The following is a 12,511-nucleotide window of genomic DNA, read 5'->3' on the forward strand; positions in this document are numbered from 1 at the left end:
TCAGAGATGTTCGGGTGCGTCGATACCGAGCAGGGACAGGCCGCCGGCCAGCACCGCCCCGGCGGCTTCGGCAAGCGCGAGCCGGGCACGGTGGGCGGCCGAGGGTTTCTCCTCCCCCTGCGGGAGCACGGTGTGCTGAAACCCGAGAAACGCGTCGGCCACCACGACGAGGTGCCGGGCAAGCCGGTCGGGGGCGTGGTGGCTGGCGGCGAGGGTGAGGGTTTGGGGGTGGGCGGACAGGGCGGTGTGGAGGGGGGCCGCGGCGTTCGCCCGGGCGGGGATGGCGTCCCCCGAGCCGGTCGCCTTGTCGTTGTCGCGTACGTCGCCGGGTTCGGCGGTGAAGCCGAGGGCGGCGGCGTTGCGGGTGAGGGCGCGGGTGCGGGCGTGGGCGTACCGGACGCGGAAGAGGGGGTTGCTCTCGCGCTGGGCGAGATGCTCGTCGCCGATACGGGGCTGGTCGTGCGCGGCGGGCAGGAGCAGGGCCCAGCGGGACGCGTCACGGCCGAGGACGGCGGGGTCGCAGGGAGCGGGAACGGGCCGCAGATTCACGACGTGCGCGCCCCCCTCCTCAGGATCGGGCGTCTCACCCTGGACGACACGAGCCTCGGCACCCTGCGTGGCGAGAATCCGCCGAAGCGAATCGGCGACGACCTCGGCCCTGACCTCGTAAGGAACACGAATCTCGAACCGCTGACCTGCGAGAACATCACCGCACCCATATCCGTCACCCCGGGCGAGAATCTGGCGGGCGAGGGCGCCGGGGTCGTCGCCGGCGAGGGTGAGATTGAGGAATCCAGGGCCGGTGACCTCGACGCCGGCGATGCCGGGGCTCTGGGCGAGACGCCGCGAAAGGAGCTCGGCGACGTGCCGGGGCGGGCGCCCGGCGGGCCCGGCGAGCTGCAGAGCGACGTTCGTGGAGTAGTCCCCGCATCCACCGGGCCGCGGCCGCTCGACAACGACACGTGCCGGCACGGCCACGCTCAGCTCACCGTCGTCGACCGCGCGGCGCACGGCGCGCTGGACGGTACGGGAGAGCTCGACGGGGGTCACGGGACAAGCGTATGGGAGGAAGGGGGTGGGTAAGCGACCCGGTTTACGGGATGGTCCGACATGCGGACACGCTCGGCTCCCCCGTACCGGCTATCCCCCTGTACGCCCCGCGCGCTCGGTCTCCTCCGCACCACAACCGCCCTCGCGCGCCCGCTCGCTCAACTTCCTTACGACCCGGACGAGTTCAGTGGGCTCGAAGGGCTTGGCGAGGAACGCGTCGACCCCGACGTCGAGTCCGGTGTCGACCTCGTGGTGGGTACAGGCGCTGACGATCACGATGGGGACGCCGCGCGTATGGGCGTCGGAGCGCAGCCGCGCGGCGGTCCGCAGTCCGTCGAGTCGGGGCATCACGACGTCCAGAGTGATCACATCAGGCCGAACCTGATGCACCACATCCAGACATTCGGCACCATCGGCCGCGGTCACGACCTCGAAGCCCTCCAGCTCGAGATTGACCCTGATCAGCTGCCGAATCACCTTGTTGTCGTCCACAACAAGCACTCGGCCGGACGCGCCTGGCACAACTCGAGAGTAGGTCCGCAAGCGCCACCGCGTCCGGGTTTTCCCCACTTCCGCCCCGTACAGGGGACTACCACCCTCCCGTGGCCCCGTACACAGCCCTCCCGGGACGCCATCTCAACAGCGAAATAACTGTTCATGGGGACCCCGACGGAGCTGGTAGGGTTCTACCCGTCGCCACGCCAGCCGCGGCGAACACGCCCCCGTAGCTCAGGGGATAGAGCAACGGCCTCCGGAGCCGTGTGCGCAGGTTCGAATCCTGCCGGGGGCACCTTGTATGAGGTGCCCAAAGACCCCGCCATCAGCGCTTTCGCTGAGGACGGGGTCTTCGTGTGTCTACGGACGTGTGCAGCCGCATGCCGCGCTGAGCGGCCCTATGTCGGCGTCTGTGGACTATTCGTGGACAGGATCTTGGTGGCATCGCCCCAGGTCAGCCCCGAAAATTCGAGGAACTCCCAGGAACGACGAAGGCCCCCGGACGGATCCAGGGGCCACGCTCGCGTTGGGGCTCAGGCTCGTACGTCTCGTACCAAGGCGCCTGTGTCGTCACACAGTTCCAGGGTGAACCGCAGGCCGAAGCGGCTGAGGAGGCCGGCGAGGTCGTCGAGGCGCTGAGGGTCGATGACTCCGTTGAGCAGGACCTCTCCCTCCTCGATGGGGTCCAGCTCGACTTGCCCCCAGCTGGTCTCCACCTCGTAGCCGTGCCAGGACGACGAGCGCGACGACCAACCGGCGCGGACGAAGGCGGCAGCAACGGGCGCGGCGTCTCGGCAGCCTTGTACAACGCCACAGACGTTGTTGCTCACGTCGAGCCACTGAGGATCCAGGCTCTGGCCGTCATCGGACATGTCCACGGTTGGAGTATGAGACACCACAGCTATCGGCCTCACTCGTACTCCCGAAGCAGATCTTCAATGCGCCGATTGGCGACTTCCTGCCTGCCGTCCAAGCACTTGGCATACCGGCTGAGGAGGACCTCAACACTGTTGCCCGCCCGCTCAGCGACCTCAGTCGGATCGACCCCGGCGTTCAGCCAGGTCGAGAGAGCCGAGTGCCGCAGGTCGTAGGGACGACGAGCGAGAGGCGAGGCCACGACAGCCGGCGGCAACGCCATGGTTCTGGCTTCCTGCCAGGCACGCCGGTACGTCGAGGAGGCGACCACTCCCCCGCCCTCGCTGTAGAACAGGCGCCCGTCCGCGGCCGTGCCGAAGGCGTCGATGTGCTCGTGCAGCGCCGTCACCAACTGGGGCGGGATCGGGACCCGCCGGACGTCCTCCGCGGGACGATTCTTGAGTCCTCGGTCGTCGTGGCTCTCGCCGGAGTCGGTCCACTGTTTGCCGACTCTCGGCCGGGTGCGGTGCAGGACGACGGTGCCCCAACCTTGCTCAGGCAGGGTGAGATCAGGTTCCGCGAGCCCGACGGCTTCGGCCGGGCGCAGGCCGGCGAAGTACATACAGGCGAAGAGTCCGACCAGGCGCCGCCCGCGAGCCCGGCTGTAGCCGCCCACATAACACTGCGTGGAGCAGAGCGCGCGCCTGTTGCGGATTGGCGACCACACGGGGATCCACCTCACTGGACACCTTGGGTTTCTGCCAGCGCACCGCCGACAAGGGGTTTTCCCTGAACTCCCCCAAGTCCACTGCGTAATGCATCGCGTTGACGAACGTGCGCCTCTCTCGACGCACCGTCTCTGGGGCGGCAGCCTTGCCGTCGAGGCGGACCTTGAACGAATCCAGAACTGCACGGGCATTCACCGGATCGGCGAGGTAGGCCAGAGTTCGGGATGATTTGGCAACCCAGTGCAGGGTGTTCGCGACTTCGGTCGGAACTTCACGATCTTGTGGGCCAGGAAGGACAAATGCCCAGTTGCGCAGGCCTTCCTCAGCGCATCATCAGCCGGCCGCCCCGGACGGTCATCCAGCATCGCCAGCGTCACCGATGTCAGAGATTCATTGATCCCGTCCCGAGTGTTCGGGGCAGCGTGCGGCCACTTCATCGCCGGGTACCTCAGCGCGAAGGCGTACCAAGTCAGCGCAGTCGGCTTCTCGGCCACCGCCCCAGGAAGACCGTCTCGCTGTCGAACTCTTCGCCCTCGCGCGCAGCACGCAGAAGCTTGGCCCGATAGTGATCAGCCAGCGCTTTTGTACGGAACGACTCCGAAAGACGTTGCCAGCGACGGACCAACGCACGTCATAAGAAGGCCGCTTCGTAGCCCTCTTACGGACGCCCCAGATCTCGACATCGAGGGACTTCACGCGGCCTCCTCCAGATCACGAAGCCACGCCTTGAGGTCACTCCGCCAGACTCGAAGTTCACCGTTCGGGAGCTTGAAGGCCTTGGGCGCCTGCCCCAGTTCACGCCAGCGGTAGACGGTGCGCCGGGACACTTTCCGAAGCTCGACCAGGATCTCGGCTACGGTCATGAGCTCGTCCTTCACTGGTGTGCTCCTTCCGAGGCGAGCTGGTCTTGTACGGCTTCGCGGGCGGTTTCGCGGTTGAGTTGGATCTCTCGGGCGATGTTGGCGGCGAGCCAGGATTCGCCGGGTGTGTGGCCGTGGCCGGCGTAGGTCCAGTGGGCGAGGGTGAGCGTGGTCGCCTCCGGGCCGTCGTCCGGGTCCGGCAGCCCGAGGGCGGCTCGTTGCTGGGCGGCGCGGTAGTCGGCGCGGACCTGGCGTAATGCGCCGAGGGTGGTGGAGTAGCGGCGGGACTTCTGATCAGTTGAGCTTCGCCACCACCGCCTTGGCACGCCGCCGCCGCATCTCGGCCACCCTGGCCACGAGTTCGGGCCGCTGGTCCCGCCCGGAAAACGACGCGCTCGGGACCGTACCGCTCCAGCACTTCGGAAAGTTGCTCGACAGGGTCCGCCAGATCCCCGGCCGGACTACTGGTCAGGTCGCAAGAGGGGATCGCGCGATCGTGTCCGCCAACTCGGGTTCGGCGGGCCCGAACTCGTTGAGCGCATGGTCCAACCCGAGTTCGGATGCCTCCCATCAGGAGGACGTGTGGAAGGCCACGAGGCTGCACAGCCGCGGGTCAGCCCCAACGACGGCGCTCAAGTACCGCCCCCCTCGATCATGTGCTGTCCGGTGTCCACGGCGGCGCGGGCATACCCGATGTCGTGCCCAATGGCTGCGGCCGCCAACAGTTCGGCGTCCTCGCCCAACGTCGGCGCCAGGTTCAGCGCCTGGGAGCAGACCCACTGAGAGTGGGCCCACCCCACCGCCGCGGCAGGCTGTCAGCCAACACTGACTCAGCAAGGCCATGTGCCTACTTGGCCAGCTGCATTGTCCAATGCCTCCGAGGCAATCGGGAGTTCAGGAAGGAGAGCTGACGAACCGGCCCACCCCGCGTGGTTGCGTCCAGGGAAGTGGTGTACGGGTTCGACCTGATCCGGGGGTTTGCTCCGGCATCGGGATGGTGCCCGCATAGATGAACGGCCACCGGCTGATCTTCGAAGTGTCGAAGCCTCGAAGGAGATCAGCACGATGACCGCACCTGACAGTCTGCCCCTGCACGCCCTCGCGGAAGACAACCTCGCCACGGCGAGTCCGGATCTGCTGCGCGCGATGGTCAAGACGTTCGCCGACGCCCTCATGTCCGCGGAGGCTGATGCCCTGTGCAACGCCGAATACGGGCAGGTCAGCGACGACCGCGTCAACCACCGCAACGGCTACCGCCCACGCGAGTGGGACACGAGGGCCGGCACCGTCGAACTGGCCGTTCCCAAGCTGCGCCAGGGCAGTTACTTCCCGCACTGGCTCCTCGAGCGACGCCGCCGGGCCGAACAGGCTCTCATCTCGGTGGTCGCTACCGCCTACCTGCTCGGCGTGAGTACGCGCCGGGTCGAGAAGCTCGCCGCCTCCCTCGGCGTCACCCAACTGTCGAAGTCCCAGGTCAGCGCGATGGCCAAACACCTGGACGAGCAGGTCGCAGCCTTCCGCAACCGGCCCCTGGACCAAGGCCCCTACACGTTCGTCTGGGTCGACGCACTGACCCAGAAGGTCCGCGAGGGAGGCCGCATCATCAACATCCACGCACTGATCGCGGTCGGCGTGAACGCCGACGGACACCGCGAGATCCTCGGCATCGACGTCGCCTCCAGCGAGGACGGCGCCGGCTGGCTCGCCTTCCTGCGCTCACTGATCGCCCGCGGCCTGTCCGGCGTCCAACTGGTCATCTCCGACGCCCATGCCGGCCTCGTCGACGCGATCGGTGCAGTTCTGCCCGGAGCTTCGTGGCAAAGGTGCCGCACCCACTACGCCCGCAACCTGCTCAGCCAGGTTCCGAAATCGGCCCAGCCCTGGGTGGCCACCTTGCTGCGGACCGTCTTCGAACAGCCCGACAGCGACGCGGTCCAGGCCCAGATGCGGCACGTTCTGGACGCGCTGGAGGCCAAGTTCCCCGAGGCAGCAGCCCACTTGGACACCGCCCAGCACGATCTGCTGGCGTTCACCGCGTTCCCGCGGGAGATCTGGCGGCAGGTCTGGTCGAACAATCCGCAGGAGAGGTTGAACAAAGAGATCCGCCGTCGCACCGACGTGGTCGGGATCTTCCCCGACCGCACCGCAGTGATCCGGCTCGTCGGCGCGGTGCTCGCCGAGCAGAACGACGAGTGGACCGAGGCCCGCCGCTACATGGGACTCGACCTCCTCGCCAAAACCCGCCTCCACCCGATCGAGTCAGAAACCGACGACACCGCCTTGCCCACCGAACTCACCGCATAGCCTCAAATCGAGATCACCGAGTGGCCGTCAATACACCACTCCAGCGGACGTGACCCCCCGCGTCGCGCCTCGACGTGGCCGGCGGTCTCCAGCTCACGCACGGCACGGCGAACCCGTGCCACGCGATACCCCGTACTTCTCGACAAGGGCCGCTTCGCTCTGCGGACCACCAGCTCGCGGCAAGGGAAGTCATTCAGTGACGGCACGGTCGTGTCGCGCAGCCTTCACCGGTTCCACCTCGTGGTTCCACCTCGTCAGAATCAGTCCGTGCATGCTTGCGGTGCCCGTAAGGGGTCAGCGGCCCGCACCCAGAGGGATCTCCATAGGCCACTTTGGACGATTAGACAATCCTCGGCGGCCGGAGCAGCATGGATTTGTTGGGAGGTGTGGAGATCGCGGATCCTTGGGGAATGACGGCGCCGCCAGTCTGCGGGCGCCCGGGGCGACGGATCCCGAGCGATCACACAGCAATGAGCCCTGATGATGTCGCTGCCTTTTCCATGTCCGTAAACAGCCAGCCATCCGTACACATAGCTCTCCTTGGCGGTTTCGACCTAGTGGTCAACGATGTCTCGGTAGCAGTCCCGGTAGGCTCGAAGCGACTCTTGGCATTCGTCGCGCTCAATTACCATTACCGCGTCTCTGTCCCCCGGTCCTTGATCGCCGGAAGCCTTTGGCCCGAGGTGTCCGAGCAGAAGGCGCACACGAACCTTCGGGCGGCGCTGACACGACTGCACGGCTTGGGCCGGAAAGCGCTGGACATCTCTCCCACCGAGGTGCGCCTCGAGCGAGAGGTCACCGTCGACCTGCACCACGCCCGGTCGCTCGCCCAACGCATACTCGATCCCTGCGTTCCGGCCGAGGACCTCGGCCTCAATGCGGCGACCGTCGACCAGCTCTCCGCCGATCTGCTGCCCGGGTGGTACGACGAGTGGGTCTTGCTGGAGGCGGAGAAATGGCGCCAGCTCCGACTCCATGCCCTCGAGAAACTGGCCGGAGAATTCATTGATGCCGAGCAGTTCGCCGGAGCGGTGACGGCCGCTCACACAGCCGTGCAGGCAGATCCACTGCGGGAGAGCAGCCAGGTCTCGTTGATCCGCGCCCACCTGGCGGAGGGCAACCTGGCTGAGGCGCTGGACCACTTCGAACGCTACGCGTGGCGCCTCCGCAACGAGTTGGGGCTCCGCCCCACACAGCGGCTGCGCCGGCTCGTCGCCGGACTTCGGCAACCCCCTGGAGGGGGACAGTAGGGGCCGCGAGGATATCCGCGAACTCGCCACTCTCCTGGGTGGCGAGTTCGCTTTGCCGAAGCGGTTCGGTGCAGAGACCACTACTACGAGGCCTGGTTGTTCTGGTTGACGCCCGCGTTACCGGTGGCCTGGTTGTTCTGGTTCCCGCCCGCGTTACCGGTGGCCTGGTTGTTCTGGTTCCCACCCGCGTTACCGGTGGCCTGGTTGTTCTGGTTCCCACCCGCGTTACCGGTGGCCTGGTTGTTCTGGTTCCCACCCGCATTGCCGGTGGCCTGGTTGTTCTGGTTCCCACCCGCGTTACCGGTGGCCTGGTTGTTCTGGTTCCCACCCGCGTTACCGGTGGCCTGGTTGTTCTGGTTGAAGCCACCGCGGAGACCGGTCGCCTGGTTGTTCTGGTTGAAGCCACCGCGGAGACCCGTGGCCTGGTTGTTCTGGTTGAAGCCACCGCGGAGACCGGTCGCCTGGTTGTTCTGGTTGAAGCCACCGCGGAGACCGGTCGCCTGGTTGTTCTGGTTGAAGCCGCGACGGTTTCCGGTGGCCTGGTTGTTCTGGTTGAAGCCACCGCGGAGACCGGTCGCCTGGTTGTTCTGGTTGAAGCCGCGACGGTTTCCGGTGGCCTGGTTGTTCTGGTTGAAGCCACCGCGGATACCGGTCGCCTGGTTGTTCTGGTTCCCACCCGCGTTACCGGTGGCCTGGTTGTTCTGGTTCCCACCCGCGTTACCGGTGGCCTGGTTGTTCTGGTTCCCACCCGCGTTACCGGTGGCCTGGTTGTTCTGGTTCCCACCCGCGTTACCGGTGGCCTGGTTGTTCTGGTTCCCACCCGCGTTACCGGTGGCCTGGTTGTTCTGGTTCCCACCCGCGTTACCGGTGGCCTGGTTGTTCTGGTTCCCACCCGCGTTACCGGTGGCCTGGTTGTTCTGGTTCCCACCCGCGTTACCGGTGGCCTGGTTGTTCTGGTTCCCACCCGCGTTACCGGTGGCCTGGTTGTTCTGGTTCCCACCCGCGTTACCGGTGGCCTGGTTGTTCTGGTTCCCGCCCGCGTTACCGGTGGCCTGGTTGTTCTGGTTCCCACCCGCGTTACCGGTGGCCTGGTTGTTCTGGTTCCCACCCGCATTGCCGGACGCCTGGTTGTTCTGATTACCGCCCGCATTGCCGGTGGCCTGGTTGTTCTGATTACCGCCGGTGCAGGGGGTTTGCTCGGTGCACGCTGTCGGCGCGGCCTTTGCCTTTGGTGCCTCCTGATGTGCCGCTGTGGCGGTCGCCGCGCCTGCCCCGAGAGCAAGCGTCGCGGCCAGGCCGGACGCGCTTATCAGGCGAGGGATGCGACGCCGGATGCTTGTCACCATGGTGGCTTCCTTACATGTGAAAGCGGGGTTGCGCTTACCTGTCCCAGTCATCGTGGGGCGCCAGGCATCACCGTCGCGTGACGCTGGCGTGACCGGGCTGGTGGCCTTCGCCGACGAGCATCTGCTGCAGCCGGCTCTCATGGTTCAGCCTCACCGCGTCGCCTCACGTCAGCGCCATACTTACGCTCGATGCCACGTGCCCCCCGGGGGACAGGGCCGAGGCCCATTCGCCAGATCCCACCCCGAAACCGACGGAACCCGCCACGAGACCGTGACGGGTTCGCATTGTCAAAGCCGATCGGCAGGGTCGGCGTCTTCAGTTGCCCGACACAGTCTGCGCCTGCTTCAGCTTCAACTGCGCGATGAACGCGATCGTGGGCCCGTTTACCTGGTTGTTCTGGTTGACGCCACCAGAGGTGCGATTCGCCTGGTTGTTCTGGTTGACGCCACCAGAGGTGCGATTCGCCTGGTTGTTCTGGTTCACGCCACCAGAAGTGCCGTTTGCCTGGTTGTTCTGGTTCACGCCACCGGAAGTGCCGTTTGCCTGGTTGTTCTGGTTCACGCCACCGGAAGTGCCGTTTGCCTGGTTGTTCTGGTTCACGCCACCAGAGGTCCCGTTTACCTGGTTGTTCTGATTCACGCCACCAGAGGAGCCATTTGCCTGGTTGTTCTGATTCACGCCACCAGAAGTGCCATTCGCCTGGTTGTTCTGGTTCACGCCACCGGAGGGGCTAATTGCCTGGTTGTTCTGATTCACTCCACCAGAGGCGCTAATTGCCTGGTTGTTCTGGTTGATGCCACCGGAGGTGCTGTTCACCTGGTTGTTCTGGTTCTTCCCGCCGGTGGTCCCGGCCGGCTGGCGCGGTACTTCAAAGAGACCGTCCAGCAGGCCGACACTGCGGAGGATGCCCCTCGTCTGCGCGTTCGCCTGCCACGCGACCGTCCGGTTCACACCCTTCGACGCCTTCTTCTCCTGCGCCTCTCGCTTCTTTTCTGCCCGTTGCTGCGCTTGCGGGGTGACGTCGCCCGACAGACCGACGGCGACGAATGGCCGAGTTCCTCCGTGGCCGGAGTCGCTGTAGTCGGCGGCATAGGCGCTTCCCGAGCCGAGAGCGACCAGACCGCCGACCGTTGCAGCGGCGATCACGACCTTCTGGAGCATGAGCATGGAATCTTGCCCTCCGTGCGTCTGCAGTGCAGAGCTGCATTACCCATTGCAATGCAATGGCTACTTAACGTACATGCGCATTGGATGAGCCTTCCGCCGGGGACCCGTGTCGCACCTCCCGATCACTCATTCATCCTCTCCAGCAGCGCTTCGCACGCGTACGCCGTGAGCCCTCGGTATCTAAAGGCTGAGGGCTTCGCCGTAGGCCGTATGCGGTGGCTTGGTCTTGGCGAACACTTCGAGGTCCTCTCCGCTGACGGGCCACAGACCTGACACCCGGCCGCTCCGGCGACCGTCGCTGGAAGCGGTTGATCGTCCCTGATGGAGCCGTCCAGCTCCGGCCCGCGGCAAGGGAGAGCGCACCCGGTTCGGCGCCCGTCGAAGAGGTCGCTTTCGCCGAACCCTGTTCGGCGGAGGTTGGCCGTTGTGACGCGCCGGCATCTACGTCCGACATCAACGACAGCGGAGTCGCACAGCGTGACGGTTCGGATCGACGGATACGGGACTGCCGGCGCATGGGTCGCTGACGGGGAGTGCTTCGTCTACGACGAGGCCCAGGACCCCGTCCCGGTACGCCCCGAACACGGAGCGAGTCGACGAGATCCTGCGGCGCCATGAGCCGAGCATTCCCGGAAAGGGATTCCCTGCTTCATCACTTCACCGAGCCTCGCCCCGTACCTGGATCACAGCATGCGTTCCCTTTGTTCGCCAGGATTCGGGTTCCGAGTCGTTCAGCGCGTCCTCCGTTTGTTTGTCCAGGCCCACGATTACGTCTGATTTGAGGGTGCGCAGGGCTGCTACGGGGGTCGGGAAGTAGGAGGTGCACGTGGGGAACGGGGTTGTGGCGGGTCGGAGTCGGTCGCCTACCAGGCGGCGGTAGTTCAGGTCGCCCTTCAGGATCGTCAGTGTGGCTTTCTCGAAGCACTTCCTCAGGTCGCCCGGCATTGCGGCGTACGGCAGTGGGGCGCAGGAGAACGGGTGGGCGAGGAGCTGGAGTCGGCCCGTTGATGTCGCTTGCCATAGGCGTTCGCCCGTTTCACCTGCCTCGCCCGCGGCTCGTTTCAGGTGGCGCAGGGCGTCGATTACGTCCGTGGGGGTCGCGTCGGAGACGTAGTACGGGTGTGGCTTTACGTGGAGGACCGCTTGCTCCGCGTGTCCGTGACGGAGGAAGTGGTCGATGAGGAGGAGGTCCGGGACCAGTTCGCGGCCCGCGTTGTCCGCCACCACGTGGACCGTGTTCCCGGCCCCGGGCGGCAGGAGCGACCAGAGGCGCTCCGAGTCGTCCACCAAGAGGGGAGTGGTGGGGGTGGTTACGTCGGGGGCGGTCGCTGTCAGTCGGAAGCCGAGGTCTGCCCTGTTGCCCCACAGGGAGCCGTGGAGCAGCGCCCGGCCTTGGGTTTCCGGCGGTTCCTGCGCCAGGCGGTCCAGAGCCGTCAGTTCCGCCTGCGCCTCCGGGCTCCGTAGCTCCGCCTGTTTGAAGGGGCGGAAGGGGTCGATGCCCTGCCACGGTCCGGCGGAATCGAAGTAGCCGACCGCGTCCAGGAGCCTGCGGTAGAAGTAGCTCTCCGCCCACAGGAACGGCGCGTCGAACCACGACCCGCCCCCGTGCTCGCCGCTCCCCCACTCCTCCCACTGGTCGCGGTCCCGGGCGTCGGCCGGCAGCGGTTCCATCACGCCGGCCGGATCCGTGCTCTCGCTCAGGAGCGCGTCCAGCGCCCGCTGCCGCTCCGGGTCGTACGGGAACGCGTCCCGCACCCGCTGGATGAGCGCCGGGTGCCGTTCGCGCAGCACGCTGTACGGAAATGATCCGGGGGCGTTGCTCCGGATGACGTCGTCAACGTTCTCCATGGCTGATTGATCCTCCGGTCGTCGGGCCGAGCAGCATCGTCACCAGTCTCTCCGTCTGCTCCCCCGGGTCCCGTGCCGCGTCTCCCCATGTCGTCATCAACAGGTGGTGGACCGTCCCGACCAGCGCCAGCGCCGTCGCCGTCGTGTCCGTGGCCGGGGAGAGACGGCCCCGGTCCACTTCCGCGTCCAAGTACGCAGCGATCGACTGCTGGATCGCGTCGAAGCCCGGGGCGCCCGCCTCCAGGGCCTCGCGGATACGGAGCGACGCCGCCGGGTTCGAGACCGCCAGGCCCGCCGTCGTGGGGTTCAGGGACGTCAGGAGCGCGTATCCGATCGTCTTCAGGTTGGCCGCGACCGTGGACTCGCCCGCGCGGGCAGGAAGGTCCTCCGCCAGGCGCGCTGTGTGGGCGAAGCGGGCCAGGACCAGTTCCGCGACGAGTTCGTCCAGGCCCGCGAAGTGCTTGTGCAGCAGGCCCTTCGCGCAGTCGGCCTCGGTCGTGATCGCCCTGCTCGTCAGGCCCGACGGGCCCTCCCGCGCCAGGATCCGCTCCGCCGCGTCGAAAAGCCGCTCTCTTACGTCGGGGATCGCCACTCCGCGCGGGGACAT

11 protein-coding genes, 1 tRNA gene and 2 pseudogenes are annotated in these 12,511 nt (G+C 66.6%); 3 read left to right on the plus strand and 11 right to left on the minus strand.

The genetic code is table 11. From position 1 onward, the window contains the following. A complete protein-coding gene (nrtL, locus tag OG574_RS18195) occupies nt 1-1,050 on the minus strand; it encodes an ArgS-related anticodon-binding protein NrtL (RefSeq protein WP_326774088.1) in 1,050 nt (349 codons plus the stop codon). Between the two features lie 90 nt (nt 1,051-1,140). After that, a complete protein-coding gene (locus tag OG574_RS18200; RefSeq protein WP_326774089.1) occupies nt 1,141-1,620 on the minus strand; it encodes a response regulator in 480 nt (159 codons plus the stop codon). Nucleotides 1,621-1,768: 148 nt separating this feature from the next. Here OG574_RS18200 and OG574_RS18205 point away from each other — a divergent pair. Then, a tRNA-Arg gene (locus OG574_RS18205) sits at nt 1,769-1,840 on the plus strand. Nucleotides 1,841-2,078: 238 nt separating this feature from the next. Here OG574_RS18205 and OG574_RS18210 read toward each other — a convergent pair. The 5 genes and pseudogenes from OG574_RS18210 to OG574_RS52765 form a co-directional block, all read right to left on the minus strand. Then, complete coding sequence (locus OG574_RS18210; RefSeq protein WP_326774090.1) at nt 2,079-2,423, minus strand: hypothetical protein; 345 nt, start codon at nt 2,421-2,423, stop codon at nt 2,079-2,081. A 32-nt stretch (nt 2,424-2,455) separates the two neighbouring features. Further along, nucleotides 2,456-3,824: pseudogene (locus OG574_RS18215) on the minus strand (tyrosine-type recombinase/integrase). Continuing rightward, nucleotides 3,821-3,991: a helix-turn-helix transcriptional regulator gene (locus OG574_RS18220; protein WP_326778533.1), complete on the minus strand. Its 171-nt coding sequence runs from the start codon at nt 3,989-3,991 to the stop codon at nt 3,821-3,823. The pseudogene OG574_RS18215 and the gene OG574_RS18220 overlap by 4 nt, the downstream one beginning before the upstream one ends. An 11-nt stretch (nt 3,992-4,002) precedes the next feature. Continuing rightward, a pseudogene (locus OG574_RS18225) lies at nt 4,003-4,281 on the minus strand (replication initiator); the annotation flags it as partial. A gap of 339 nt (nt 4,282-4,620) precedes the next feature. Further along, nucleotides 4,621-4,788: an HD domain-containing protein gene (locus tag OG574_RS52765; RefSeq protein ID WP_398375599.1), complete on the minus strand. Its 168-nt coding sequence runs from the start codon at nt 4,786-4,788 to the stop codon at nt 4,621-4,623. Between the two features lie 265 nt (nt 4,789-5,053). On the opposite strand from OG574_RS52765, the gene OG574_RS18230 reads away from it, so the two are divergent. Further along, nucleotides 5,054-6,292, plus strand: a complete 1,239-nt coding sequence (locus OG574_RS18230) for an IS256 family transposase (protein ID WP_326774091.1) — start codon at nt 5,054-5,056, stop codon at nt 6,290-6,292. A gap of 470 nt (nt 6,293-6,762) precedes the next feature. Beyond that, nucleotides 6,763-7,542, plus strand: coding sequence for an AfsR/SARP family transcriptional regulator (locus tag OG574_RS18235; RefSeq protein WP_326774092.1), 780 nt, complete (start codon nt 6,763-6,765; stop codon nt 7,540-7,542). Nucleotides 7,543-7,625: 83 nt separating this feature from the next. Here the strand turns inward: OG574_RS18235 and OG574_RS18240 are convergent, their stop codons facing one another. The 4 genes from OG574_RS18240 to OG574_RS18255 form a co-directional block, all read right to left on the minus strand. Beyond that, complete coding sequence (locus OG574_RS18240) at nt 7,626-8,888, minus strand: beta strand repeat-containing protein (RefSeq protein WP_326774093.1); 1,263 nt, start codon at nt 8,886-8,888, stop codon at nt 7,626-7,628. Nucleotides 8,889-9,204: 316 nt separating this feature from the next. Further along, on the minus strand, nt 9,205-10,056 hold the full coding sequence (locus OG574_RS18245) for a hypothetical protein (protein ID WP_326774094.1): 852 nt from the start codon (nt 10,054-10,056) through the stop codon (nt 9,205-9,207). A gap of 657 nt (nt 10,057-10,713) precedes the next feature. Further along, nucleotides 10,714-11,904 carry a damage-control phosphatase ARMT1 family protein gene (locus OG574_RS18250; RefSeq protein WP_326774095.1) on the minus strand — a complete coding sequence of 397 codons (1,191 nt, stop codon included), beginning with the start codon at nt 11,902-11,904 and terminating at the stop codon, nt 10,714-10,716. Beyond that, nucleotides 11,891-12,511 carry a TetR/AcrR family transcriptional regulator gene (locus OG574_RS18255; protein WP_326774096.1) on the minus strand — a complete coding sequence of 207 codons (621 nt, stop codon included), beginning with the start codon at nt 12,509-12,511 and terminating at the stop codon, nt 11,891-11,893. The genes OG574_RS18250 and OG574_RS18255 overlap by 14 nt, the downstream gene beginning before the upstream one ends.

It is taken from the genome of Streptomyces sp. NBC_01445, from assembly GCF_035918235.1.
Lineage (GTDB): Bacteria > Actinomycetota > Actinomycetes > Streptomycetales > Streptomycetaceae > Streptomyces.

Excerpts from the sequence above, each read along its gene's own strand:
- OG574_RS18220 (WP_326778533.1), bottom strand. The coding sequence starts at position 3,991 with ATGACCGTAGCCGAGATCCTGGTCGAGCTTCGGAAAGTGTCCCGGCGC.
- OG574_RS18230 (WP_326774091.1), top strand. The coding sequence starts at position 5,054 with ATGACCGCACCTGACAGTCTGCCCCTGCACGCCCTCGCGGAAGACAAC.
- OG574_RS18235 (WP_326774092.1), top strand. The coding sequence starts at position 6,763 with ATGAGCCCTGATGATGTCGCTGCCTTTTCCATGTCCGTAAACAGCCAG.
- OG574_RS18240 (WP_326774093.1), bottom strand. The coding sequence starts at position 8,888 with ATGGTGACAAGCATCCGGCGTCGCATCCCTCGCCTGATAAGCGCGTCC.
- OG574_RS18245 (WP_326774094.1), bottom strand. The coding sequence starts at position 10,056 with ATGCTCATGCTCCAGAAGGTCGTGATCGCCGCTGCAACGGTCGGCGGT.
- OG574_RS18250 (WP_326774095.1), bottom strand. The coding sequence starts at position 11,904 with ATGGAGAACGTTGACGACGTCATCCGGAGCAACGCCCCCGGATCATTT.
- OG574_RS18255 (WP_326774096.1), bottom strand. The coding sequence starts at position 12,511 with ATGTCCCCGCGCGGAGTGGCGATCCCCGACGTAAGAGAGCGGCTTTTC.